The organism is Bacillus cereus group sp. BfR-BA-01331, assembly GCF_022663915.1.
Lineage (GTDB): Bacteria > Bacillota > Bacilli > Bacillales > Bacillaceae_G > Bacillus_A > Bacillus_A mycoides.
Map to the genome: position 1 here is coordinate 36,636 of NZ_JAKUGJ010000026.1, position 21,791 is coordinate 58,426.

The window sequence follows — 21,791 nt, forward strand, 5'->3', positions numbered from 1 at the left end:
TTCATTTCAAGAACCGTACGCCAATCACGAAGGGAGGCACCAAAATGGCTCGTAGCTTAAAAAAAGGACCATTTGTCGATGATCACTTAATGAACAAAATGGAAAAATTAGTTGCATCTGAGCAAAAACAAGTTGTTAAAACTTGGTCTCGCCGTTCAACAATCTTCCCTCAGTTCATCGGACATACAATTGCTGTATATGATGGTCGTAAACACGTACCTGTGTACATCACTGAGGATATGGTTGGCCATAAGTTAGGTGAATTCGCACCAACTCGTACGTATAAAGGTCACCTTGCTGACGATAAGAAAACTAGAAGATAATGAGAGGAGGCACTTCAATGCAAGCTAAAGCAGTAGTGAGAACAGTTCGTATTGCTCCTCGTAAGGTTCGTTTAGTAGTAGACTTAATCCGAGGTAAGCAAGTGGGTGAAGCGATTGCTATCCTTAACCACACACCAAAAACTGCTTCTCCAGTTGTAGAAAAAGTTTTAAAATCTGCAATCGCAAATGCAGAGCACAATTATGAGATGGATATTAACAACCTAGTTGTTGAAAAAGTCTTCGTTGACGAAGGTCCAACGTTGAAACGTTTCCGTCCACGTGCAATGGGTCGTGCAAGCCAAATTAACAAACGCACAAGCCACATCACAGTTGTGGTATCAGAAAAGAAGGAGGGATAATCGATGGGTCAGAAGGTTAATCCAATTGGTCTTCGTGTCGGTATTATCCGCGACTGGGAATCTCGTTGGTTCGCTGAGAAAGATTATGCTACGTTATTACATGAAGACATCAAAATCCGTGAGTACATTACTGTACGCTTAAAAGATTCTGCTGTTGCTAAAGTAGAAATCGAACGTGCAGCAAATCGTGTAAATGTTACAATTCACACTGCAAAACCTGGTATGGTAATTGGTAAAGGTGGTACTGAAGTTGAAGCACTTCGTAAAGCTCTTAACCAATTAACAGGCAAGCGTGTACACATTAACATTTTAGAAGTTAAGAGAGCTGATCTTAACGCTAAATTAGTAGGCGAAAACATCGCTCGTCAATTAGAAAACCGTGTATCATTCCGTCGTGCACAAAAGCAAGTTATTCAACGTGCTATGCGTGCAGGAGCAAAAGGTATTAAAACACAGGTTTCTGGTCGTCTTGGCGGAGCTGATATCGCTCGTGCAGAATCTTACAGTGAAGGAACTGTTCCACTTCATACACTTCGCGCTGATATTGACTATGCAGCAGTTGAAGCTGATACAACATACGGTAAATTAGGCGTAAAAGTATGGATCTACCGTGGAGAAGTCCTTCCTACAAAAAAGAAAGCTTCTGAGGAAGGAGGAAAATAATATGTTAATGCCTAAACGCGTAAAATATCGTAGAGAGCATCGTGGTAAAATGCGTGGTCGTGCAAAAGGTGGAACTGAAATCGCTTTTGGTGAATTTGGTTTACAAGCACTAGCTGCTTCATGGATTACAAACCGTCAAATCGAAGCTGCTCGTCGTGCAATGACTCGTCACATGAAACGTGGCGGTAAAGTATGGATTAAAATTTTCCCTTCTAAACCTTACACTGCAAAACCTCTAGAAGTACGTATGGGTTCCGGTAAAGGGGCACCAGAAGGCTGGGTAGCAGTAGTAAAACCTGGGAAAATTATGTTTGAAATTGCGGGTGTATCTGAAGAGGTAGCACGCGAAGCATTACGTCTTGCAGCTCACAAGTTACCTGTGAAATGTAAATTCGTAAAACGTGAAGAAAATGGTGGTGAATCTAATGAAAACTAATGATATTCGTGAATTAACCACTGCCGAAATCGAAACAAAAGTTAAAGCTTTAAAGGAAGAGTTGTTTAATCTTCGCTTCCAACTTGCTACAGGACAATTAGAGAACCCAACTCGCATCCGTGAAGTACGTAAAGCGATTGCTCGTATGAAAACTGTAGTTTGTGAAAGAGAGATCGGAATTAATCGATAAATTGAGGGGAGGTTTGCATAGTGAGCGAACGTAACCAACGCAAAGTTTATACTGGTCGTGTTGTTTCTGACAAAATGGACAAAACGATTACAGTTTTAGTTGAAACTTACAAAACTCATTCCTTATACGGAAAACGTGTTAAGTATTCTAAAAAGTATAAAGCCCATGATGAGCAAAACCAAGCGAAACTTGGCGATATCGTTAAAATCATGGAAACTCGCCCGCTTTCTGCTACTAAGCGTTTCCGTTTAGTTGAAATCGTTGAAGAAGCGGTTGTTATCTAAATAGACGAATCGGAATTTTTAGTCCGAAGGGAGGTTTCATAACATGATCCAACAAGAATCTCGTTTGAAAGTTGCTGACAACTCTGGTGCCCGCGAACTTTTAACAATTAAAGTATTAGGCGGCTCTGGTCGTAAATATGCTTATATTGGTGATATTATCGTTGCTACGGTAAAACAAGCAACACCAGGTGGCGTTGTTAAAAAAGGTGACGTTGTTAAGGCAGTAGTGGTACGTACGAAGAGCGGAGCTCGTCGTCCGGACGGTTCTTACATTAAATTTGATGAAAACGCAGCGGTTATCATCAAAGACGATAAGAGCCCACGTGGTACTCGTATCTTCGGACCAGTAGCTCGTGAATTACGTGATAGCAACTTCATGAAGATCGTTTCTTTAGCTCCAGAAGTTCTATAATTTAAGGTATTGCCTTGCTAAGGAGGTGCAGAATTAAGATGCATGTAAAAAAAGGTGATAAAGTTCAGGTAATCACTGGTAAAGACAAAGGAAAACAAGGTGTTATCCTTGTGGCTTTCCCAAAGCAAAACCGTGTTATCGTTGAGGGTGTTAACATCGTTAAAAAACACTCTAAGCCATCTCAATTAAATCCACAAGGTGGAATTATTACGAAAGAAGCACCTATTCACGTTTCTAATGTTATGGTATTAGATCCGAAAACAGGCGAACCTACTCGCGTAGGCTTCAAAGTAGAAGATGGTAAAAAAGTGCGTATTGCAAAAAAATCTGGTGAATTATTAGATAAATAATTTTCTTAAGAAAGGAGGTCACTTCATTGAATCGCCTTAAAGAGAAGTTCCAAAAGGAAATTACTCCTGCTCTAATGAGCAAGTTTAACTATAAATCTGTGATGGAAGTACCGAAAATCGAAAAGATCGTAATCAACACTGGTGTTGGTGACGCGGTATCTAACTCAAAAGCTTTAGACAATGCAGTAGAAGAATTAACTCAAATCGCAGGTCAAAAACCTGTTGTAACTCGCGCTAAAAAATCAATCGCTGGTTTCCGTCTTCGTGAAGGTATGCCAATCGGTGCGAAAGTAACTTTACGCGGTCAGCAAATGTATGAGTTCTTCGACAAATTAGTATCAGTTTCTTTACCACGTGTACGTGATTTCCGTGGTGTTTCTAAGAAATCATTTGATGGTCGTGGGAACTACACATTAGGTGTTAAAGAGCAACTAATTTTCCCTGAGATTGATTATGATAAAGTAAGTAAAGTCCGAGGTATGGACATCGTAATCGTTACTACAGCGAAAACTGATGAAGAAGCTCGTGAACTTTTAACACAATTCGGTATGCCATTCCAAAAATAATGGAAGCCAACGCTAAGTAGAGGAGGCGAAAACGTGGCTAAAAAATCTATGATCGCGAAACAAAAGCGTACTCCTAAGTTTAAAGTACAAGAGTATACACGTTGCGAACGCTGCGGTCGTCCGCATTCTGTATACCGCAAATTTAAGCTTTGCCGTATTTGTTTCCGTGAACTTGCATATAAAGGTCAAATTCCTGGTGTTAAAAAAGCTAGTTGGTAAAACCCACAAATGGGAAGGAGGTAAAACACATGGTGATGACAGATCCAATTGCAGACATGCTTACTCGCATCCGTAATGCGAATATGGTACGTCATGAGAAATTAGAGGTTCCTGCTTCTAAAATCAAAAAAGAGATCGCTGATCTTTTAAAACGTGAAGGTTTCATTCGTGATGTAGAATACATCGGGGATAACAAACAAGGTATCCTTCGTATTTTCCTGAAATATGGTGCAAACAATGAACGTGTAATCACTGGATTAAAGCGTATCAGTAAGCCTGGCTTACGCGTTTACGCAAAAGCTGATGAAGTACCTCGTGTACTTAACGGATTAGGTATCGCTCTTGTTTCTACATCTAAGGGAGTAATGACAGACAAAGATGCTCGTCAATTACAAACTGGTGGAGAAGTAGTAGCATACGTTTGGTAATATATATTTAAAACGAACGGAGGTGTGACCACATGTCTCGTATTGGTAAAAAGATTCTTGAAATCCCTGCAGGTGTTACTATTACAGTTGCAGAAGACAATACTGTAACAGTAAAAGGCCCTAAAGGTGAATTAACTCGTACTTTCAAAACTGATATGTCTATCAAAATTGAAGAAAATACACTAACAGTTGAGCGTCCATCTGAACAGAAGGAACACCGTGCATTACACGGTACAACTCGTGCTTTAATCGGAAACATGGTTGAAGGTGTAACTACAGGTTTTGCACGCGGACTTGAATTAGTCGGTGTTGGTTACCGTGCTCAAAAACAAGGTGATAAACTTGTTTTAAGCGTAGGTTATTCTCATCCAGTAGAAATGACTCCAGAAGCAGGACTTGAAGTTGAAGTACCTGTACCAACTAAAATCGTAATTAAAGGTATCGACAAGCAACGTGTTGGCGAATTTGCTGCTAACATCCGTGCTGTACGTGCTCCTGAGCCATATAAAGGTAAAGGTATTCGTTACGAAGGCGAAGTTGTTCGTCGTAAAGAAGGTAAAACTGCTAAGTAAACCCGTTAGGTGAAAGAAAGGAGTGACAAGAATGATCACTAAAGCTGCTAAAAATGCGACTCGTAAGAAAAGACATGCACGTGTACGTGCTAAACTTACTGGTACTGCAGAACGTCCACGTTTAAACGTGTACCGTTCTAACCAACATATTTACGCTCAAGTTATTGATGATGTAAATGGTGTAACATTAGTAAGTGCATCTACTCTTGATAAAGACCTTGCTCTTAACGGTACTAGCAATACTGAAGCTGCTACGAAAGTTGGAGAATCAGTTGCTAAGCGTGCTGTAGAGAAAGGCGTTAAAGAAGTAGTATTTGATCGCGGTGGTTACTTATACCATGGCCGTGTTAAAGCTCTAGCTGAAGCTGCTCGTGAGGCTGGATTACAATTTTAATGGTCAAAGGAGGGAAAATTGATGCAACGCATTGACCCAAGTAAATTAGAACTTGAAGAACGTGTAGTTACGATAAATCGTGTCGCGAAAGTTGTTAAGGGTGGTCGTCGTTTCCGCTTTGCTGCACTAGTTGTAGTTGGCGATAAAAACGGTCATGTTGGATTCGGTACTGGTAAAGCACAAGAGGTACCAGACGCAATCCGTAAAGCTATCGAAGACGCTAAGAAAAACCTAATCGCAGTACCATTAGTTGGTACAACAATTCCACATACAATCAACGGTCATTTTGGAGCTGGTGAAGTATTCTTAAAACCTGCTGCTGAGGGTACTGGTGTTATTGCTGGTGGACCTGTTCGTGCGGTACTAGAATTAGCTGGTGTACAAGATATTCTTTCGAAATCTCTTGGTACTAACACACCAATCAACATGATTCGCGCTACTGTGAACGGATTAAGCGAACTTAAGCGCGCTGAAGATGTTGCAAAATTACGCGGTAAATCTGTAGAAGAGCTACTAGGTTAAGGAGGGAAAACAAATGGCGAAAAAGTTAGAAATTACCCTCACTCGTAGTGTAATTGGTCGTCCACAAGATCAACGTGCGACGGTAGAAGCTTTAGGTCTTAAAAAGTTGAATTCAACTGTAGTTAAGGAAGAAACTCCTGCTATTCTTGGTATGATCAACAAAGTTTCTCACCTTATAACTGTAAAAGAAGCTTAAGGATAACTCATTAATATAAGGAGGTGCCTGGGAATGAAACTTCATGAATTAAAACCTGCAGAAGGTTCTCGTAAAGTACGTAACCGTGTCGGTCGTGGTATCGGTTCTGGTAACGGTAAAACTGCTGGTAGAGGTCATAAAGGACAAAACGCACGTTCTGGCGGCGGTGTTCGTCTTGGCTTCGAAGGTGGTCAAACTCCACTATTCCGTCGTTTACCAAAACGCGGCTTCACAAACATTAACCGTAAAGAGTTTACTATTGTAAACTTATCAACGTTAAATCGTTTTGAAGATGGTACAGAAGTAACACCTGAATTATTGCTGGAAACTGGCGTTATCAGCAAGTTAAACGACGGTGTTAAAATTCTTGCAAGCGGAGCAGTAGAGAAAAAATTAACTGTTAAAGCGCACAAGTTCTCTTCAAGTGCTAAAGAAGCAATTGAAGCAGCTGGCGGATCAGTTGAGGTGATCTAATGTTTCGTACAATCTCCAACTTTATGCGCGTTGCTGAGATAAGACGTAAAATATTATTCACTTTAGCCATGTTAGTCGTATTCAGGATTGGCACGTTTATCCCAGTGCCATTTACAAATGGAGACGTACTGAAAGCACAAGATCAATTAAATGCCTTAGGTATCCTAAATACATTTGGCGGTGGCGCCTTGAAGAACTTCTCCATCTTCGCGATGGGAATCATGCCGTATATTACAGCATCCATCATCGTGCAATTATTGCAGATGGATGTTGTTCCTAAATTTTCGGAATGGTCGAAGCAAGGCGAAATGGGCCGTCGTAAACTAACGCAATTCACGCGTTACTTTACAATTGTTCTTGCGTTTATTCAGGGGTTTGGTATGTCAATCGGTTTTAACGGTATGGTAGGTGGGCAATTAATTTTGAATCCAGGTTGGAGCACTTATTTATACATTGCTACGGTACTGACTGCTGGTACTGCATTTTTAATGTGGTTAGGTGAACAGATTACAGCTAAAGGTGTAGGTAATGGTATTTCCATTCTTATCTTTGGTGGTATTGCCGCAGCGATCCCAAGTGTTATATCTCAAGTGTATCAACAACAGTTTCAAAATATCGGAGATCAATTGTTCATGAGTATCGTTAAAGTTGCATTGATTTTACTAGCTGTGCTAGCAGTTATTGTTGGTGTTATTTTCATTCAACAGGCTGTTAGAAAGATCCCAATTCAATACGCGAAGCGTGTAACAGGAGGGAATGGGAATCATGCTGGAGCACAAAACACTCATTTACCACTTAAGGTAAATAGTGCGGGTGTTATTCCAGTCATTTTTGCTGTTTCATTCTTAATTACGCCTCCAACTATTGCACAGTTCTTCCCGAAACATGATGTGTCGCAGTGGATTATTGCAAACTTTAACTATTCTCACCCAGTGGGAATGATCATATATGTTGCGCTCATTGTAGCCTTCACATATTTCTATGCATTTGTTCAGGTTAATCCAGAGCAAATGTCAGAGAATCTAAACAAGCAAGGTGGATATGTTCCAGGTATTCGTCCGGGTAAGAATACAGAACAATATCTAACAAAAATCTTGTATCGTTTGACCTTTGTGGGATCAATTTTCCTAGCAGCGATTGCAATCTTACCAGTTATCTTTACGAAATTGGGAAATCTTCCTCCATCTGCACAGATTGGTGGAACGAGTATGTTAATCGTTGTCGGCGTTGCTTTAGAAACAATGAAGCAGCTAGAAAGCCAATTGGTAAAACGCCATTACAAAGGGTTTATCAAGCAGTGAGTAAGTGGGAAGAACTGTCTTCCCTACATGCTCATGTACTGAGGGGGAACAAGGATGAACTTGATTTTAATGGGGCTTCCTGGTGCTGGTAAAGGTACACAAGCCGAACAGATTGTTGCCAAGTATAACATCCCTCACATCTCAACAGGAGATATGTTCCGTGCAGCTATGAAGGCTGAAACTGAACTTGGTTTACAAGCAAAATCTTTTATTGATAAAGGTGCGCTTGTTCCAGATGAAGTTACAATTGGAATTGTTCGTGAACGTTTAAGCCAAGAAGACTGTATTAAAGGCTTCTTATTAGATGGTTTCCCACGAACTGTTGCACAAGCATCAGCTCTTGAAGAGATTATGAAAGATCTTGGCAAAAAAATCGACTATGTTTTAAACATTAATGTGGATTCAGGTTTGTTATTAACACGCCTTACAGGCCGTCGCATTTGTAAAGAATGCGGTGCGACTTACCACTTAGAATTCAATCCGCCAGCAAAAGCTGATGTGTGCGATAAATGTGGTGGCGAATTATATCAACGCTCTGATGACAATGAAGAAACTGTAGCAAATCGTTTAGATGTAAATATTAAGCAAACAAAACCTTTGCTTGATTTCTACGAGGAGCTTGGCTACTTACAAAGCATTAATGGTGAGCAAGGTATCAATAAAGTATTTGCTGATATCGATGTTCTCATCGGAGACTTAGCGTAATGATCATCTGCAAAACTCCTCGCGAGATAGAAATCATGCGAGAAGCTGGCAGGATCGTTGCTTTAACTCATCAAGAGTTGAAACAACATATTACTCCAGGAATTACAACGAAAGAGCTCGATCAAATAGCGGAAAAGACGATTCGAAAATATGGTGCTACGCCATCTTTTAAAGGATACAACGGATTTCCGGGGAGCATTTGTGCTTCTGTAAATGAAGAGCTTGTACACGGGATTCCAGGGAAGCGTAAGCTCGAAGAGGGCGATATCATCAGTATCGATATTGGTGCGAAATACAATGGGTACCATGGAGATTCTGCATGGACGTATCCAGTTGGAAACATTTCTGAATCTGTTCAAAAGCTACTTGATGTCACAGAAAAATCGTTGTATCTTGGTCTAGAACAAGTAAAACCAGGCGAAAGATTATCAAATATCTCGCATGTGGTTCAAACACATGCTGAAGAGAATGGGTTCTCGATCGTTAGGGAGTATGTTGGTCACGGAATCGGGCAAGACTTACATGAGGACCCTCAAATCCCGCACTATGGTCCACCAAATAGAGGCCCTAGATTAAAGCCGGGAATGGTCATCTGTGTTGAGCCGATGGTGAATCAAGGAAGACGATATGTAAAAACACTATCTGATGACTGGACAGTGGTAACGGTAGATGGTAAATGGTGTGCCCATTTTGAGCACACGATTGCTCTTACAGAAGCAGGATACGAAATCCTTACCACTTTATAAGTAGCTGGCTCTCCGGGATTTCAGAGCAGTGTAAAATGTTACTGATTTGAAGAAGGGAGAACTATTGAATGGCTAAAGATGATGTAATTGAAGTCGAAGGTACCGTTCTTGAAACGTTGCCAAATGCTATGTTCAAAGTAGAATTAGAGAATGGGCATGTCGTATTGGCTCACGTTTCTGGTAAAATCCGTATGAACTTCATTCGTATTTTACCAGGAGACAAAGTTACGGTAGAATTATCTCCGTACGATTTAAATCGTGGTCGTATTACGTACCGTTTTAAATAATATAGCACTCCGTAATCTTTAAGGAGGTTCGAGACATGAAAGTAAGACCGTCAGTTAAACCAATCTGCGAAAAATGTAAAGTTATTCGTAGACGTGGAAAAGTAATGGTTATTTGTGAAAACCCTAAACATAAACAAAAACAAGGTTAATCAGAAGGAGGTGCATTCAGAATGGCACGTATCGCAGGTGTAGATATTCCTCGTGACAAGCGCGTTGTTATTTCTTTAACTTACGTATTCGGCATTGGTCGCACAACTGCTGAAAAAATTATTACAGAAGCTGGTATTTCTTCGGAAACACGAGTTCGTGATTTATCGGAAGATGAATTAGGACGTATCCGTGATATCATCGATCGTATTAAAGTTGAGGGAGACCTTCGTCGTGAAGTATCTCTTAATATTAAACGTCTAATGGAGATCGGTTCTTACCGTGGTCTTCGTCACCGTCGTGGTTTACCAGTTCGTGGTCAAAACTCTAAAAACAATGCTCGTACACGTAAAGGTCCACGTCGTACAGTAGCAAATAAAAAGAAATAATAAGTAAAGGAGGTTGAACTAACAATGGCACGTAAAACAAACACTCGTAAAAAACGTGTGAAAAAGAATATTGAAGCTGGTATAGCTCATATTCGTTCTACTTTCAACAACACAATCGTAACACTTACAGATACTCATGGTAACGCACTTTCTTGGTCTAGTGCTGGTGCACTTGGTTTCCGTGGATCTCGTAAATCTACTCCATTCGCTGCGCAAATGGCTGCTGAAGCTGCTTCTAAAGTTGCAATGGAGCATGGTTTAAAAACTTTAGAGGTTACTGTTAAAGGTCCTGGTGCTGGTCGTGAAGCTGCAATTCGTGCTCTTCAAGCGGCAGGTCTAGAAGTAACAGCAATTAGAGATGTTACTCCAGTTCCTCATAATGGATGTCGTCCACCAAAACGTCGTCGTGTGTAATTTTTCTGTATAGAATTTTCCCTTTTGTCTATAATGGATATGATGCATTATCGAGAAATTTCGTACAGAAACATCGCTTGTTGTGCACAATCGGGAACTGCCTAAGGGGGACTTTCGGTTAAACAGAGGTTCTTCCTTTGTTTAACCGGGGTTTCGACGTTTTGAAGGAGGGTTTAGTTAATGATTGAAATCGAAAAACCGAAAATCGAAACGGTTGAACTTAACGAAGATGCTAAGTATGGCAAATTCGTGATTGAACCGCTTGAGCGTGGATATGGTACTACTTTGGGTAACTCCTTACGTCGTATTCTTTTATCCTCACTCCCTGGTGCCGCTGTAACTGCTATCCAAATCGATGGCGTTTTACACGAATTTTCAACAGTTGAGGGCGTAGTAGAAGACGTTACGACGATGATCTTAAACTTGAAAAAGTTAGCTCTTAAAATCTACTCTGAAGAAGAGAAGACGTTGGAAATCGATGTACAGGGCGAAGGTATTGTCACAGCTGCTGATATTACTCACGATAGTGATGTTGAAATCTTAAATCCAGATTTACACATTGCGACGTTAGCAAAAAATGCGCATTTCCGCATGCGTTTAACTGCAAAGCGTGGCCGTGGGTATACGCCAGCTGATGCAAATAAAAGCGAAGATCAACCAATAGGAGTAATTCCTATTGATTCTATTTATACTCCAGTATCACGTGTGACTTACCAAGTGGAAAAGACACGTGTCGGACAAGTGGCTAATTATGATAAGCTTACGCTTGATGTATGGACGGATGGAAGCATCGGGCCAAAAGAAGCTATCTCTTTAGGTGCCAAAATCTTAACTGAGCATTTAAATATCTTTGTTGGTTTAACTGACGAAGCACAAAATGCTGAGATTATGGTCGAGAAGGAAGAAGATCAAAAAGAAAAAGTTCTTGAGATGACTATCGAGGAACTAGATCTTTCTGTTCGTTCTTATAATTGCCTAAAACGTGCAGGAATTAATACTGTACAAGAGCTTGCGAACAAAACAGAAGAAGATATGATGAAAGTTCGTAACTTAGGACGTAAATCCTTAGAAGAAGTTAAACATAAACTTGAGGAATTAGGTTTAGGTTTACGTAAAGACGACTGAGGATTTAAACCCATCAACAAAGGAGGGAACTACGAATGGCATACAGAAAATTAGGCCGTACAAGTGCGCAACGTAAAGCTATGTTACGTGATTTAGCTACTGATTTAATTATCAACGAGCGCATCCAAACGACAGAAACTCGTGCAAAAGAACTTCGTTCTGTAGTGGAAAAAATGATCACTTTAGGTAAACGCGGAGATCTTCATGCTCGTCGTCAAGCAGCAGCTTTCATCCGTAATGAGGTTGCTAACGCTGAGACTGGTCAAGATGCACTTCAAAAATTATTCGCTGATGTAGCTCCACGCTATGCTGAGCGCCAAGGCGGATACACTCGTATTGCAAAAATTGGTCCACGTCGCGGAGACGCAGCACCAATGGTAATTATCGAGTTAGTATAATGATGATTAAAAGGGCAGGACAGTTCTTTTCAAGTAACTGGTCATGGCCCTTTTTTTTTAAGTATAAAAAGATAGGCTAACTTGGCGAAAGAAAGGGTGCCTTGTATTGAAAAAAGAGAAACTTCGGACAGAAAATATATCATTTCAATATCCTGGGGCAGCCTCTTATGCATTAAAAGATGTTTCGTTTTCCTTATATGAAGGAGAATGGGTATCTGTTATTGGACAAAATGGTTCAGGGAAGTCTACACTTGCAAAATTATTGAATGGCTTATTTTTACCGGAATCAGGGACAATCACTTTAAATGATACAATGATTTTATCAGAGGAAACAGTATGGGATGTTCGAAAGCAAATTGGGATGGTATTTCAAAATCCAGATAATCAATTTGTTGGAACGACAGTACAAGATGACGTTGTATTCGGCCTAGAGAACATCGGAATGCCAAGGGAGCAGATGATAGAAAGACTAGAACAAGCTCTGCAACTTGTCCGTATGGAAGATTTTTTAAATGAAGAACCTCATTCGTTATCTGGTGGACAAAAGCAGCGAGTCGCAATAGCAGGTGTTCTAGCACTTCAGCCATCTATTTTAATACTAGATGAAGCAACTTCAATGTTAGACCCTCAGGGAAGACGTGAAGTAGTAGAAACGGTCAGACAACTTGTTGATCAAAAAGGTATTACGGTGTTATCGATTACGCACGATTTAGAAGAGGCGGCACAGTCAGACCGTATTATTATTTTGAACAAGGGAGAAATATTAGAGGAAGGTACTCCAGAGCAAATTTTCAAATCCTCTCATATGCTCCAAGAGATTGGATTAGATGTACCTTTTTCGGTGAAAATAGCAGAATTATTAAAAAGAAATGAAATTCACTTGCAAAATACGCATCTTACAATGGAAAGCTTGGTGAACGAACTTTGGAGATTACATTCCAAAAAGTAGAACATCGTTATCAATATAAAACTCCATTTGAAAGACGCGCACTTTATGATGTAGACGTGTCGTTTCCAAGTGGGGGCTATTATGCCATTATCGGTCATACTGGTTCAGGTAAGTCGACGATGATTCAACATTTAAATGGTTTATTGCAGCCGACAAATGGTACGGTTCAAATTGGTGAACATTTAATTTCAGCAGGGAAAAAAGAGAAAAAACTTAAGCCGCTACGAAAAAAAGTAGGGGTTGTCTTTCAGTTTCCAGAACATCAACTATTTGAAGAAACAGTTGAAAAGGACATTTGTTTTGGACCTACTAATTTTGGTGTATCTGAAGAAGAGGCAAAACAAAAGGCGAAAGATGCAATCCAGCTTGTTGGATTAGACATAGAGTTATTAGCACGTTCTCCGTTTGAATTAAGCGGTGGGCAAATGAGGCGTGTTGCAATAGCAGGCGTACTTGCGATGGAACCCGAAGTGCTTGTATTAGATGAACCTACAGCAGGGCTTGATCCAAAAGGACAGCACGAGCTCATGGAGATGTTTTACAATTTGCATAAGGAACAGGGGCTTACAGTCATTCTTGTTACCCATAATATGGAGGATGCCGCTAAGTATGCAGATCAAATAGTGGTCATGCATAAAGGAACGGTCTTTTTGCAAGGAAGAGCAGAGGAAGTATTTTCATATGCTGATGAATTAGAACAAATCGGTGTGGATCTTCCAATGTCTTTAAAGTATAAACGTGCAATTGAAGAGAAGTTTGGTATTTCAATTTCGAAGGCTACCTTATCTTTAGAGGATCTTACTCATGAAGTTGTACAGGTGTTACGAAAAGGTGGTCATGAATCATGCAGCAGTTGATTATTGGGAGATATATTCCAGGTCAGTCACTCATTCATCAACTTGATCCTCGTACGAAGCTGTTGATTGTCTTTTTATATGTATTTGTTGTTTTCTTAGCAAATAATGCGATTTCATATGGATTTTTATTTTTATATGCACTCATTGCTTTATTTTTTGCAAAAGTGCCGATTCGTTATGTACTTTCGGGCTTAAAACCAATTCTGTGGATTTTTCTTTTTACATTTTTCCTGCATATTTTTACAAATAAAGAAGGGGAAGTACTATTCCAGCTTGGTTGGTTTTCGATACATGAAAAAGGATTAGAGCAAGGGATATACATTTCTATACGATTTTTCGTTATTATTTTAATGACGACATTATTAACGTTAACGACGACACCCATTGAAATTACAGATGGGTTGGAGACGTTATTAAAGCCGTTCAAGCGTATAAAAGTTCCTGTTCATGAAATCGCATTAATGATGTCAATTTCACTACGTTTTATCCCGACATTAATGGATGAAACGAGTAAAATTATGAAAGCACAAGCGTCACGTGGCATTGATTTCGCCGGGGGACCGATAAAAGATAGGATGAAAGCTATTATCTCACTACTCGTTCCATTATTTATCAGTGCTTTTAAGCGTGCAGAGGACTTAGCGATTGCGATGGAATCTCGTGGATATAAAAGTGGCGAAGGACGTACTAAATTTAGGCAACTACGCTGGAAAATAAGTGATACAGTAACAATTGTAAGCTTACTTTGTTTAGCTTGTATTTTGGCATGGGTGCGGTCGTAATGGAGAATAGAGAAATGGAAAGAATAAAATGTACAGTTGCATATGATGGCATTCATTTTTGTGGTTACCAAATTCAACCACAGCATCGGACTGTTCAACAAGAAATAGAGAAAGCATTGCAGAAGTTGCATAAAGGAGAACTTGTTCGTGTGCAGGCATCAGGCAGAACGGATTCTACCGTTCACGCCAAAGGACAAGTGATACACTTTGATACACCTTTGTCTCTTGAAGAGTGGCAATGGAGTAATGCTTTAAATACAATGTTGCCGGATGATATTATTATCAGGCAGGTAGAGAAGAAAACAGAAGAATTTCATGCACGTTACGGTGTCGAGAAAAAAGAATATCGCTATCGTGTATTATTATCAAAGACTGCGGATGTATTCCGTAGAAATTACGTATATCAATATCCATATCCGCTCGAAATAAACTCTATAAGAAAAGCGATTCCTTATTTTATTGGAACGCATGACTTTACTTCTTTTTGTTCGGCAAAAACTGACAAAAAAGATAAAGTGCGAACAATTTATGAAATCGAATTAATTGAGCAAGACGATGAATTAATTTTTCGCTTTGTAGGTAATGGATTTTTATATAATATGGTCAGAATTATTGTTGGTACGTTACTTAGCGTAGGTCAAGGAAAGCTTGATCCGGATAGTATTCCAGAGATTTTAGCGAAACAAAATCGCCAGTTTGCTGGAAAGATGGCTCCAGGTCATGGACTTTACTTATGGCAGGTAAACTATAACAACTAATCCTGGTGTAACATTTGCTTGACATTAGAAACTCAAAAGTATATCATAACATATGGTATTGTTTCTAAAACCACGATTAGCCCCGGAAGGAAATCGTGTTTAAGATAAACAATAGATTTTTTCTATGGAAAAGATAACGAGGAGGGAAACACATGCGTACGACTTTTATGGCAAAAGCTAACGAAGTTGAGCGTAAATGGTATGTGGTTGATGCTGAAGGTCAAACTTTAGGTCGCCTATCTACTGAAGTAGCATCCATTTTACGTGGTAAACACAAACCAACATTTACACCACACGTTGACACGGGTGATCATGTAATTATTATTAACGCTGAGAAAATTCATTTAACAGGTAATAAATTAAACGATAAAATTTACTACCGTCACACTAACCACCCAGGTGGACTTAAGCAAAGAACAGCTCTAGAAATGCGTACAAACTACCCTGTACAAATGTTAGAGCTTGCAATTAAAGGCATGCTTCCAAAAGGACGTTTAGGACGTCAAGTGTCTAAGAAATTAAACGTGTATGCTGGAGCAGAGCATCCACACCAAGCACAACAACCAGAAGTTTACGAACTTCGCGGATAATTAATTAAAGGAGGGCTTACTTTGGCACAGGTTCAATACTATGGCACTGGACGTCGTAAGAGTTCAGTAGCGCGCGTACGCCTAGTTCCAGGCGAAGGACGCGTTATTATTAACGGTCGTGATTTTGAAAACTATATCCCATTTGCTGCATTACGTGAAGTAGTGAAACAACCTCTAGTTGCAACAGAAACTTTAGGTAACTACAATGTACTTGTAAACGTAAATGGTGGTGGATACACTGGTCAAGCTGGTGCTATTCGTCACGGTATTTCTCGCGCTTTATTAAAAGCTGATCCAGAATACCGTCTAACATTAAAACGTGCGGGTCTATTAACTCGTGACGCACGTATGAAAGAGCGTAAAAAATACGGTCTTAAAGGCGCACGTCGTGCACCTCAGTTCTCAAAACGTTAATTTTTGCGAACTACAAACCCCAACCATTTTGGTTGGGGTTTTTTTATGTTTAATTCTTCTTTTGTAATTTTTTTAGCTTGGAATATTTTAGTGCTACGGCCTCGCGTATGCTTCTTCTTTAGAAGTTTAGACTAATACGTATTAGGGAGGTTTATAAGTACTATGAATGTCATTGTCAGCTTACAAGAAAAACAAAAAGAAAAGCAGTTAAAATACGAGCGGAAGATGCTGCGAGAATTATCATTAAAAACATTGCGTTTAAATATTCGTGATGCCTTTCAGATGCAAGAACTTCATCGTCAGTATGAAGATTATTGTATTGAACTAGGGATAGAATCTTATTTATTAGGAGCGAGATACAGTAAATTTGGTTATCATGGTGAATCGTTCTTTGATGTGAAATATAGGGCTTTAGAAGAAGAACAACAATTAACTGAAACGTTATTTCAATTTTTAACGAGTATGACTATACGTGAAATTAAGTTGCAAGACGAGGAATTACTTTTTGAATCTTGCCAGCAGTTTATCGGCTTGTGGTGGCAGGAAGGGTATGAAAAAGGCGAAAGAAGATATCGATTAAAGCTACACTAAGACAAGCATAAACTTTCCTCTTGTCCCATATAAGTAATTAGAGGGACTAGCTGGAGGAGGAAAGGTATGAAGAGAATTCGAATTATCTCTTTTGCGCTCGCTGCGGTTGTTTTGTTTTTTTTAGTTAAACAAGAATTTCAAATTACAAAATCGTGGCGAGCTTGGAATTTACCCTTATCAGGGAAAGTGATTGTACTAGATGCTGGGCATGGTGGGCCAGACGGAGGGGCTGTTGGTGGAAAGGATATTGTAGAAAAAGATATTACACTTGAGATTACAAAAAAGGTACAAGATTATTTACAAGAACAAGGTGCTTTAGTTATTTTAACGCGTGAAGGAGATTATGATTTAGCTAATAAAGATACAAAGTCATATAGTAGACGTAAAGCAGAGGATTTAAAAAAGCGTGTTGAGATCATTAATAAGCCTGATGTAGACTTTTTTGCGAGTATTCATTTAAATGCCCTAACTAGTAGTGGATCTAAGGGCGCACAAACGTTCTACTATCGTTCTTCGATTGAAAATGAACGGGCTGCGAAATTTATACAAGCGGAATTGAGAACAAGCTTAGAAAATACGAATCGTTCTGCTAAAACAATTCCTCACGTGTATTTATTGAAGTATGCCAAAACACCAGGTGCTTTAATTGAGGCTGGCTTTTTATCGAATGTGAATGAAAGATATATGTTAAATTCGGAGAAATACCAACAAAAAGTAGCTGCTGCAATATATCGTGGTATATTACGTTATTTTACGGAAAAAGGAAATCCTCCAGAATAAGGAGGATTTTTTCGAGTTTCTCTCGTTAACGAAGTTTTCCGAAAATATGTTATACTGGAAATGTAAACGCATTTATTTCAAAAATAAAGAGAGATAAATTTAATTAACATTACGTTATTTTTTATACAGGGGGCTGGGCTAATTATGGTAACAAAAGAGCAGGTAGTGGAAGCATTGGAAGGGATTGTAGATCCGTTTATACATAAAACGTTAAAAGAAACAAATGCAATTAAAGAGGTGACAGTCAAGCCTGAGAAGGAACATGTAAGTGTTAAAATTGCAATTGTAAAGACGGGTACAGCGGAACAAATGCAGTTGCAGTCTGGAATTGTAAAGTTAGTAAAAGAACTTGGAGCAACAACAGTTGGACTTCGTTTTGCAGAATTTACAGAAGAGGAATTAGCTCAGTTTGCACCACCGCAAGAGGAAGAGAAAAGTGAATCCTTATTATCACCGAACTCAAATACAACATTTTTAGCAGTGGCAAGTGGAAAAGGTGGAGTAGGGAAATCAACTGTTTCTGTTAACCTTGCAATTGCTTTAGCTCGTTTAGGCAAAAAGGTTGGTATCATTGACGCGGATATTTACGGTTTTAGTGTACCGGATATGATGGGTATAGAAAAACGTCCAATCGTAAGAGGTGATAAGATAATACCAGTGGAGCGTCTAGGCGTGAAAGTAATCTCAATGGGATTCTTTGTAGAAGATAACGCACCTGTTATTTGGAGAGGACCGATGCTTGGGAAAATGTTAAATCACTTTTTCACAGAAGTAGAGTGGGGTGATTTAGATTACTTAGTATTGGACCTACCACCAGGTACGGGTGATGTTGCTCTAGATGTACATTCGATGTTGCCGGCTTGTAAAGAGATTATTGTAACAACGCCGCATCCAACAGCGGCATTTGTAGCAGCGCGCGCTGGAGCCATGGCTTTACGTACAGAACATAGTATTCTTGGTGTTGTTGAAAATATGGCGTATTTTGAAAGTAAAGCAACTGGTGAAAAAGAGTATGTGTTTGGAAGAGGTGGAGGAGATAAATTGGCTACGGAACTCCAAACGGATGTACTTGGCCGAATTCCACTTCAACAACCTGATTGGAATAAAGAGGACTTTGCGCCGTCAGTATATGAAGATACACATACAACGGGTCTCATTTATCGTACGATAGCTGAGACAGTTATTGATAAAACAGCTGTCGCGCAAAAATAAAGTAGTAATGAGTGGACAATATATACATTGTCCACTCATTACTATAATTTTTATTATTGTTCTTTGTTCCCATCTTGGGAACCGCCTTCACCACCTGCGCCTTTCTTATCAGATCCACCTTTTTCGGCTTTTTGTACACCTTTACTAATGATGTCAATCATCTTAGCTTGGAAGAGTGGACTTTCGGCAGTTTCGGTTAGTACTTGCTGTAAATATTGACGATATTCTTTACTCTTCATTGTTTGTAACATAATTTTCTCTACTTCAGGATTTTTCATAATTTCTATAACACCTGATTGGTATTCAGGATCTTTTAGTAAAGTTTTCATTAAGTTTGTTTGTTCTTTTCCCATACTTTTAGCAAATTTCGATGAGAACTCAGGGTCTTTAAAGAGCTTTTCCCAGAATTGTTGCCCTTTTTCAGATACCAGTGCATCTTCAATCGTTTTCTTTACTACTGTTTCATCTAGTATGAGTGCTTGTTTCATTTTTTCATCAGTTAATACATCTTGGATCGCTTTTTTTCCTTGATCGGTTTTTAAAATATCAACAATCATTTTTTTTGTTTGATCATAATCAAGTTCGGATTTTGCTTCTTTTTCTTGTGCACATGCCGCTAGTGCTATAAATAGAAAAGAAGAAATCAAAACGAGCAGCATCCGTTTCATAAGTTGGAGCTCCTTTCAGCAAAGTTCTCTTTTTTTAATATAAATCTCTTTAAGGAATTTATACATTAACATGGCTAGCTTTTTGAAATTGTCATTGTTACAATTTAATTAGAAATATAAGAATAATGGGGGATGTGTTGTGAATAGCCGCAAGTGGGTACGACTATTTTTTACGACGTTGTTTCTTGGTGGGATTAGCACAGTCTTTATTGGTTTTGTTTTAGAGTGGGACAAGTACGCTAAATTTTTTCAAAATTTTGACGGAAAAGAGATTTTAGCAATTTCCTTTTGGTTGATGGGCGTAGGATTTATTTTTAGTGTTATAAGTCAAATGGGGTTCTTTGCGTATTTAACGATCCATCGTTTTGGATTAGGGATGTTTCGGTCATCTTCTTTATGGAATACAGTGCAACTGTTCTTTATTGCGTTCGTATTGTTTGATTTCGTTTATTTAAGGTCAGTACTTATTGCAAATGGGGAAGTTTCATTAGGGAATAACATACTTGTTGCTGGGATGTTATTTGTGTTTGGGGCAATTGTCGCTTATATAAAGAGTAAAGAAACGAATAAAAAAGCATTTGTTCCCGCTCTGTTCTTTATGGTCGTTGTAACAATTCTTGAATGGGTACCAGCGCTCCGGATTAATGATACAGATTGGTTATATTTAATGGTGATACCACTTCTATTGTGTAATTCATATCAGTTACTTGTATTGCATCGTTTAATTGGACAAAAGAGTAAGTCAGCTTAATGAGGAGAGTGGATTTTTAATTATCCAGATTCTTATCGTCTGTAAATGCTAGTATAAAAAAGCTCTGCTATCTTAACAAAAGATAGCAGAGCTTTTTATGTGTGAAGAACCGTGTAGAAAGGAACTACTTAATATCTTCACTTTTTGTACTTGTGTTGGAAATAAGTTGTGATACAGATGTTTGTTCATATCCGTCGCTCTTTAATTTTTGTAAGAGTAATGGTAAAGCCTTATTTGTTTGAAGGGCAGAATCAGAAGCATGTAATAAGACGATATCTCCACCCTTTAAATTGCTAGAGACTGTGGAAATGATTTTATTTACGCCGGGATTTTTCCAGTCATTTGAATTGTTACTCCAATGAACGATGGTGTATCCGAGTGATTCCGCTATTTTAAGAGTTGTTTTGTTAAAATCGCCACTAGGTGGACGTAATAGCTTGACTTGTTTTACGCCAAGTTTCGTAAAAACATCTTGTGCCCGCAAAAGATCTCGTCGTATTTCATTTGCTTCTAGTGAATTGTAGGATGTGTAATTATAGCCCATACTACCAATCTCATGTCCATCTTTCATGATGCGTTCGACAATATCAGGGTGTCTTTCAGCCCATGCAGCAGAGAGAAAGAAGGTTGCATTCTTAATTTCTCTTTCTTTGAGTGTATTAAGGATTGGAATAGCTTTTTTGTCCCCCCAACTAATGTCAAACGTGAATGCAACTTGTTTTTTTGCAGTGTCCCCTTTGTAAATCACTTTAGGGCCAGTAGCAGTTGAAAAAGCAGATTCATGTGAATATGTTTTTAAAAAGAGTAGCCATGCTGTAAATAAGGAAAGTACGATTATTAAGCTAATGTGTTTAAATGTTCTTTTACTCGTAATAAAAAAGAAAAACATAATATTACGCCCCTTTGTCCAATCCTTTTCAGTTACATATATGCTTTAAATTAAAAAAAGAGAACAAGGGATTAATATCGTAAGTGGTGGATATAATGAGTGATAGAATTTTGTTTTTTGATGATACATTATTGATAATTGAAAATGAGTGGGGCGTTTATAGGTACACGTAAGGAGTTATTGGGGTGATAATTTGCTTGGGATTATGTTGACGAAGGAAGAGAAAAAAGAAATGGAATACATACTGAAGAGAGAGTTAGAGGAACTTTTATTTGATTTTGAAGATGAGCGTATACATAGCGTTGTAAAAAAGGCGATGGAAGAAAGGTATAAAATCATTTTTTGTTTATTTCGGAGAGTTGCTAATAGGGAAGAATGTATTCGTTATGTAAGAAAAAGAATTTTTTATTAAAAAGTATTGACGTTAAGAATAAGTATATGATAAATTAATAAACGTCGCTGATGCAGAAACGCAGAAAACGGCAAAAAAGAAATTGAAAAACTTAGTTGACATCGGAAAATGAAGATGTTAACATAAGGAAGTCGCAAATGAGCGACCAAGTAGTTCTTTGAAAACTGAACGAAACAAACAACGTGAACGTCAATTTTTATTTTTAGATGCTAGACAAACTAACTTTATTGGAGAGTTT

38 protein-coding genes are annotated in these 21,791 nt (G+C 38.7%); 36 read left to right on the plus strand and 2 right to left on the minus strand.

The window, feature by feature from the left end; translation table 11 throughout:
• The first annotated feature begins 44 nt into the window (after positions 1–44).
• The 34 genes from rpsS to MR155_RS26830 all read left to right on the plus strand — a co-directional run bounded on the left by rpsS (position 45) and on the right by MR155_RS26830 (position 18,833).
• Positions 45–323: a 30S ribosomal protein S19 gene (gene rpsS, locus MR155_RS26665; RefSeq protein ID WP_000124452.1), complete on the plus strand. Its 279-nt coding sequence runs from the start codon at positions 45–47 to the stop codon at positions 321–323.
• A gap of 17 nt (positions 324–340) precedes the next feature.
• Positions 341–682: a 50S ribosomal protein L22 gene (gene rplV / locus MR155_RS26670; protein ID WP_002009773.1), complete on the plus strand. Its 342-nt coding sequence runs from the start codon at positions 341–343 to the stop codon at positions 680–682.
• Between the two features lie 3 nt (positions 683–685).
• Positions 686–1,345: a 30S ribosomal protein S3 gene (rpsC, locus tag MR155_RS26675; protein ID WP_002009771.1), complete on the plus strand. Its 660-nt coding sequence runs from the start codon at positions 686–688 to the stop codon at positions 1,343–1,345.
• Position 1,346: 1 nt separating this feature from the next.
• Entirely contained in the window at positions 1,347–1,781 is a 435-nt protein-coding gene (gene rplP, locus MR155_RS26680) for a 50S ribosomal protein L16 (RefSeq protein WP_002063419.1), read from the plus strand.
• Positions 1,771–1,971 carry a 50S ribosomal protein L29 gene (rpmC, locus tag MR155_RS26685; RefSeq protein ID WP_002091523.1) on the plus strand — a complete coding sequence of 67 codons (201 nt, stop codon included), beginning with the start codon at positions 1,771–1,773 and terminating at the stop codon, positions 1,969–1,971. The genes rplP and rpmC overlap by 11 nt, the downstream gene beginning before the upstream one ends.
• 20 nt (positions 1,972–1,991) lie before the next feature.
• Complete coding sequence (gene rpsQ / locus MR155_RS26690; protein ID WP_002091526.1) at positions 1,992–2,255, plus strand: 30S ribosomal protein S17; 264 nt, start codon at positions 1,992–1,994, stop codon at positions 2,253–2,255.
• Between the two features lie 43 nt (positions 2,256–2,298).
• Positions 2,299–2,667, plus strand: coding sequence for a 50S ribosomal protein L14 (gene rplN / locus MR155_RS26695; RefSeq protein WP_002063420.1), 369 nt, complete (start codon positions 2,299–2,301; stop codon positions 2,665–2,667).
• Between the two features lie 38 nt (positions 2,668–2,705).
• Positions 2,706–3,017, plus strand: coding sequence for a 50S ribosomal protein L24 (gene rplX / locus MR155_RS26700; protein WP_000558201.1), 312 nt, complete (start codon positions 2,706–2,708; stop codon positions 3,015–3,017).
• A 26-nt stretch (positions 3,018–3,043) separates the two neighbouring features.
• The gene (gene rplE / locus MR155_RS26705; protein WP_002091528.1) at positions 3,044–3,583 is read left to right on the plus strand and encodes a 50S ribosomal protein L5; all 540 of its coding nucleotides are present in this window, start codon (positions 3,044–3,046) and stop codon (positions 3,581–3,583) included.
• A 33-nt stretch (positions 3,584–3,616) separates the two neighbouring features.
• Positions 3,617–3,802 carry a 30S ribosomal protein S14 gene (gene rpsN / locus MR155_RS26710; RefSeq protein WP_001085700.1) on the plus strand — a complete coding sequence of 62 codons (186 nt, stop codon included), beginning with the start codon at positions 3,617–3,619 and terminating at the stop codon, positions 3,800–3,802.
• Between the two features lie 29 nt (positions 3,803–3,831).
• The gene (rpsH, locus tag MR155_RS26715; RefSeq protein ID WP_002091529.1) at positions 3,832–4,230 is read left to right on the plus strand and encodes a 30S ribosomal protein S8; all 399 of its coding nucleotides are present in this window, start codon (positions 3,832–3,834) and stop codon (positions 4,228–4,230) included.
• A 32-nt stretch (positions 4,231–4,262) separates the two neighbouring features.
• Positions 4,263–4,802, plus strand: a complete 540-nt coding sequence (gene rplF / locus MR155_RS26720; protein ID WP_002063425.1) for a 50S ribosomal protein L6 — start codon at positions 4,263–4,265, stop codon at positions 4,800–4,802.
• Positions 4,803–4,833: 31 nt separating this feature from the next.
• Complete coding sequence (rplR, locus tag MR155_RS26725) at positions 4,834–5,196, plus strand: 50S ribosomal protein L18 (protein ID WP_002009761.1); 363 nt, start codon at positions 4,834–4,836, stop codon at positions 5,194–5,196.
• A gap of 21 nt (positions 5,197–5,217) precedes the next feature.
• Positions 5,218–5,718, plus strand: a complete 501-nt coding sequence (gene rpsE / locus MR155_RS26730; RefSeq protein ID WP_002063426.1) for a 30S ribosomal protein S5 — start codon at positions 5,218–5,220, stop codon at positions 5,716–5,718.
• Positions 5,719–5,731: 13 nt separating this feature from the next.
• On the plus strand, positions 5,732–5,914 hold the full coding sequence (rpmD, locus tag MR155_RS26735; RefSeq protein ID WP_001085231.1) for a 50S ribosomal protein L30: 183 nt from the start codon (positions 5,732–5,734) through the stop codon (positions 5,912–5,914).
• 33 nt (positions 5,915–5,947) lie between these two features.
• The gene (gene rplO / locus MR155_RS26740; RefSeq protein WP_002009754.1) at positions 5,948–6,388 is read left to right on the plus strand and encodes a 50S ribosomal protein L15; all 441 of its coding nucleotides are present in this window, start codon (positions 5,948–5,950) and stop codon (positions 6,386–6,388) included.
• Positions 6,388–7,689 carry a preprotein translocase subunit SecY gene (gene secY / locus MR155_RS26745; RefSeq protein WP_002124688.1) on the plus strand — a complete coding sequence of 434 codons (1,302 nt, stop codon included), beginning with the start codon at positions 6,388–6,390 and terminating at the stop codon, positions 7,687–7,689. Before rplO ends, secY begins: the two co-directional genes overlap by 1 nt.
• A 54-nt stretch (positions 7,690–7,743) precedes the next feature.
• On the plus strand, positions 7,744–8,394 hold the full coding sequence (locus MR155_RS26750; protein WP_113938448.1) for an adenylate kinase: 651 nt from the start codon (positions 7,744–7,746) through the stop codon (positions 8,392–8,394).
• A complete protein-coding gene (gene map / locus MR155_RS26755; RefSeq protein WP_113938447.1) occupies positions 8,394–9,140 on the plus strand; it encodes a type I methionyl aminopeptidase in 747 nt (248 codons plus the stop codon). The genes MR155_RS26750 and map overlap by 1 nt, the downstream gene beginning before the upstream one ends.
• 68 nt (positions 9,141–9,208) lie before the next feature.
• The gene (gene infA / locus MR155_RS26760) at positions 9,209–9,427 is read left to right on the plus strand and encodes a translation initiation factor IF-1 (protein WP_001029884.1); all 219 of its coding nucleotides are present in this window, start codon (positions 9,209–9,211) and stop codon (positions 9,425–9,427) included.
• Positions 9,428–9,462: 35 nt separating this feature from the next.
• On the plus strand, positions 9,463–9,576 hold the full coding sequence (gene rpmJ / locus MR155_RS26765; RefSeq protein ID WP_000868344.1) for a 50S ribosomal protein L36: 114 nt from the start codon (positions 9,463–9,465) through the stop codon (positions 9,574–9,576).
• Positions 9,577–9,597: 21 nt separating this feature from the next.
• A complete protein-coding gene (gene rpsM / locus MR155_RS26770) occupies positions 9,598–9,963 on the plus strand; it encodes a 30S ribosomal protein S13 (protein ID WP_002063431.1) in 366 nt (121 codons plus the stop codon).
• 24 nt (positions 9,964–9,987) lie between these two features.
• Positions 9,988–10,377 carry a 30S ribosomal protein S11 gene (gene rpsK, locus MR155_RS26775; RefSeq protein WP_002009745.1) on the plus strand — a complete coding sequence of 130 codons (390 nt, stop codon included), beginning with the start codon at positions 9,988–9,990 and terminating at the stop codon, positions 10,375–10,377.
• Between the two features lie 180 nt (positions 10,378–10,557).
• Positions 10,558–11,502: a DNA-directed RNA polymerase subunit alpha gene (locus MR155_RS26780; RefSeq protein ID WP_002009743.1), complete on the plus strand. Its 945-nt coding sequence runs from the start codon at positions 10,558–10,560 to the stop codon at positions 11,500–11,502.
• A gap of 35 nt (positions 11,503–11,537) precedes the next feature.
• Positions 11,538–11,900: a 50S ribosomal protein L17 gene (gene rplQ, locus MR155_RS26785; protein WP_000331490.1), complete on the plus strand. Its 363-nt coding sequence runs from the start codon at positions 11,538–11,540 to the stop codon at positions 11,898–11,900.
• Positions 11,901–12,006: 106 nt separating this feature from the next.
• Entirely contained in the window at positions 12,007–12,849 is an 843-nt protein-coding gene (locus tag MR155_RS26790) for an energy-coupling factor ABC transporter ATP-binding protein (protein ID WP_219300676.1), read from the plus strand.
• Positions 12,825–13,706, plus strand: a complete 882-nt coding sequence (locus MR155_RS26795; protein WP_002124690.1) for an energy-coupling factor ABC transporter ATP-binding protein — start codon at positions 12,825–12,827, stop codon at positions 13,704–13,706. Before MR155_RS26790 ends, MR155_RS26795 begins: the two co-directional genes overlap by 25 nt.
• The gene (locus MR155_RS26800; RefSeq protein ID WP_002124692.1) at positions 13,694–14,488 is read left to right on the plus strand and encodes an energy-coupling factor transporter transmembrane component T family protein; all 795 of its coding nucleotides are present in this window, start codon (positions 13,694–13,696) and stop codon (positions 14,486–14,488) included. The genes MR155_RS26795 and MR155_RS26800 overlap by 13 nt, the downstream gene beginning before the upstream one ends.
• 14 nt (positions 14,489–14,502) lie before the next feature.
• Positions 14,503–15,246, plus strand: coding sequence for a tRNA pseudouridine(38-40) synthase TruA (truA, locus tag MR155_RS26805; RefSeq protein ID WP_002124694.1), 744 nt, complete (start codon positions 14,503–14,505; stop codon positions 15,244–15,246).
• A gap of 152 nt (positions 15,247–15,398) precedes the next feature.
• The gene (rplM, locus tag MR155_RS26810; protein WP_002029337.1) at positions 15,399–15,836 is read left to right on the plus strand and encodes a 50S ribosomal protein L13; all 438 of its coding nucleotides are present in this window, start codon (positions 15,399–15,401) and stop codon (positions 15,834–15,836) included.
• 21 nt (positions 15,837–15,857) lie between these two features.
• Positions 15,858–16,250, plus strand: coding sequence for a 30S ribosomal protein S9 (rpsI, locus tag MR155_RS26815; RefSeq protein WP_002009728.1), 393 nt, complete (start codon positions 15,858–15,860; stop codon positions 16,248–16,250).
• A gap of 162 nt (positions 16,251–16,412) precedes the next feature.
• A complete protein-coding gene (locus MR155_RS26820; RefSeq protein WP_002029335.1) occupies positions 16,413–16,841 on the plus strand; it encodes a DUF2521 family protein in 429 nt (142 codons plus the stop codon).
• A 66-nt stretch (positions 16,842–16,907) separates the two neighbouring features.
• Positions 16,908–17,621 carry an N-acetylmuramoyl-L-alanine amidase CwlD gene (cwlD, locus tag MR155_RS26825; RefSeq protein WP_002009721.1) on the plus strand — a complete coding sequence of 238 codons (714 nt, stop codon included), beginning with the start codon at positions 16,908–16,910 and terminating at the stop codon, positions 17,619–17,621.
• 144 nt (positions 17,622–17,765) lie between these two features.
• Positions 17,766–18,833, plus strand: a complete 1,068-nt coding sequence (locus MR155_RS26830; RefSeq protein WP_113938445.1) for an Mrp/NBP35 family ATP-binding protein — start codon at positions 17,766–17,768, stop codon at positions 18,831–18,833.
• 53 nt (positions 18,834–18,886) lie between these two features.
• Here MR155_RS26830 and gerD read toward each other — a convergent pair whose 3' ends face one another.
• Entirely contained in the window at positions 18,887–19,501 is a 615-nt protein-coding gene (gerD, locus tag MR155_RS26835) for a spore germination lipoprotein GerD (RefSeq protein WP_002009716.1), read from the minus strand.
• A gap of 139 nt (positions 19,502–19,640) precedes the next feature.
• Here gerD and kbaA point away from each other — a divergent pair, with 139 nt between their 5' ends.
• Complete coding sequence (gene kbaA / locus MR155_RS26840) at positions 19,641–20,252, plus strand: KinB signaling pathway activation protein KbaA (protein WP_002167158.1); 612 nt, start codon at positions 19,641–19,643, stop codon at positions 20,250–20,252.
• Between the two features lie 124 nt (positions 20,253–20,376).
• On the opposite strand, the gene pdaB is transcribed toward kbaA, so the two are convergent.
• Positions 20,377–21,141 (minus strand): polysaccharide deacetylase family sporulation protein PdaB, encoded by a 765-nt coding sequence (pdaB, locus tag MR155_RS26845; protein ID WP_113938444.1) that lies wholly within the window; start codon positions 21,139–21,141, stop codon positions 20,377–20,379.
• 193 nt (positions 21,142–21,334) lie between these two features.
• Between pdaB and MR155_RS26850 the strand changes: the two genes are divergently transcribed.
• Positions 21,335–21,553 (plus strand): hypothetical protein, encoded by a 219-nt coding sequence (locus tag MR155_RS26850; protein ID WP_002139933.1) that lies wholly within the window; start codon positions 21,335–21,337, stop codon positions 21,551–21,553.
• Positions 21,554–21,791 lie beyond the last annotated feature (238 nt).

What these genes read in the sequence shown, in the direction of transcription:
- rpsM (WP_002063431.1), top strand. Translation starts at nt 9,598, where the DNA reads ATGGCACGTATCGCAGGTGTAGATATTCCTCGTGACAAGCGCGTTGTT.
- MR155_RS26750 (WP_113938448.1), top strand. Translation starts at nt 7,744, where the DNA reads ATGAACTTGATTTTAATGGGGCTTCCTGGTGCTGGTAAAGGTACACAA.
- rpsS (WP_000124452.1), top strand. Translation starts at nt 45, where the DNA reads ATGGCTCGTAGCTTAAAAAAAGGACCATTTGTCGATGATCACTTAATG.
- rpmC (WP_002091523.1), top strand. Translation starts at nt 1,771, where the DNA reads ATGAAAACTAATGATATTCGTGAATTAACCACTGCCGAAATCGAAACA.
- rpsK (WP_002009745.1), top strand. Translation starts at nt 9,988, where the DNA reads ATGGCACGTAAAACAAACACTCGTAAAAAACGTGTGAAAAAGAATATT.
- rplX (WP_000558201.1), top strand. Translation starts at nt 2,706, where the DNA reads ATGCATGTAAAAAAAGGTGATAAAGTTCAGGTAATCACTGGTAAAGAC.
- MR155_RS26830 (WP_113938445.1), top strand. Translation starts at nt 17,766, where the DNA reads ATGGTAACAAAAGAGCAGGTAGTGGAAGCATTGGAAGGGATTGTAGAT.
- rpsE (WP_002063426.1), top strand. Translation starts at nt 5,218, where the DNA reads ATGCAACGCATTGACCCAAGTAAATTAGAACTTGAAGAACGTGTAGTT.
- MR155_RS26820 (WP_002029335.1), top strand. Translation starts at nt 16,413, where the DNA reads ATGAATGTCATTGTCAGCTTACAAGAAAAACAAAAAGAAAAGCAGTTA.
- rpmJ (WP_000868344.1), top strand. Translation starts at nt 9,463, where the DNA reads ATGAAAGTAAGACCGTCAGTTAAACCAATCTGCGAAAAATGTAAAGTT.
- truA (WP_002124694.1), top strand. Translation starts at nt 14,503, where the DNA reads ATGGAAAGAATAAAATGTACAGTTGCATATGATGGCATTCATTTTTGT.
- rplR (WP_002009761.1), top strand. Translation starts at nt 4,834, where the DNA reads ATGATCACTAAAGCTGCTAAAAATGCGACTCGTAAGAAAAGACATGCA.
- gerD (WP_002009716.1), bottom strand. Translation starts at nt 19,501, where the DNA reads ATGAAACGGATGCTGCTCGTTTTGATTTCTTCTTTTCTATTTATAGCA.
- cwlD (WP_002009721.1), top strand. Translation starts at nt 16,908, where the DNA reads ATGAAGAGAATTCGAATTATCTCTTTTGCGCTCGCTGCGGTTGTTTTG.
- pdaB (WP_113938444.1), bottom strand. Translation starts at nt 21,141, where the DNA reads ATGTTTTTCTTTTTTATTACGAGTAAAAGAACATTTAAACACATTAGC.
- rplP (WP_002063419.1), top strand. Translation starts at nt 1,347, where the DNA reads ATGTTAATGCCTAAACGCGTAAAATATCGTAGAGAGCATCGTGGTAAA.
- rplV (WP_002009773.1), top strand. Translation starts at nt 341, where the DNA reads ATGCAAGCTAAAGCAGTAGTGAGAACAGTTCGTATTGCTCCTCGTAAG.
- MR155_RS26780 (WP_002009743.1), top strand. Translation starts at nt 10,558, where the DNA reads ATGATTGAAATCGAAAAACCGAAAATCGAAACGGTTGAACTTAACGAA.
- rpsH (WP_002091529.1), top strand. Translation starts at nt 3,832, where the DNA reads ATGGTGATGACAGATCCAATTGCAGACATGCTTACTCGCATCCGTAAT.
- rplQ (WP_000331490.1), top strand. Translation starts at nt 11,538, where the DNA reads ATGGCATACAGAAAATTAGGCCGTACAAGTGCGCAACGTAAAGCTATG.
- infA (WP_001029884.1), top strand. Translation starts at nt 9,209, where the DNA reads ATGGCTAAAGATGATGTAATTGAAGTCGAAGGTACCGTTCTTGAAACG.
- rplO (WP_002009754.1), top strand. Translation starts at nt 5,948, where the DNA reads ATGAAACTTCATGAATTAAAACCTGCAGAAGGTTCTCGTAAAGTACGT.
- rplF (WP_002063425.1), top strand. Translation starts at nt 4,263, where the DNA reads ATGTCTCGTATTGGTAAAAAGATTCTTGAAATCCCTGCAGGTGTTACT.
- MR155_RS26800 (WP_002124692.1), top strand. Translation starts at nt 13,694, where the DNA reads ATGCAGCAGTTGATTATTGGGAGATATATTCCAGGTCAGTCACTCATT.
- secY (WP_002124688.1), top strand. Translation starts at nt 6,388, where the DNA reads ATGTTTCGTACAATCTCCAACTTTATGCGCGTTGCTGAGATAAGACGT.
- rpsC (WP_002009771.1), top strand. Translation starts at nt 686, where the DNA reads ATGGGTCAGAAGGTTAATCCAATTGGTCTTCGTGTCGGTATTATCCGC.
- rpmD (WP_001085231.1), top strand. Translation starts at nt 5,732, where the DNA reads ATGGCGAAAAAGTTAGAAATTACCCTCACTCGTAGTGTAATTGGTCGT.
- rplM (WP_002029337.1), top strand. Translation starts at nt 15,399, where the DNA reads ATGCGTACGACTTTTATGGCAAAAGCTAACGAAGTTGAGCGTAAATGG.
- rplN (WP_002063420.1), top strand. Translation starts at nt 2,299, where the DNA reads ATGATCCAACAAGAATCTCGTTTGAAAGTTGCTGACAACTCTGGTGCC.
- map (WP_113938447.1), top strand. Translation starts at nt 8,394, where the DNA reads ATGATCATCTGCAAAACTCCTCGCGAGATAGAAATCATGCGAGAAGCT.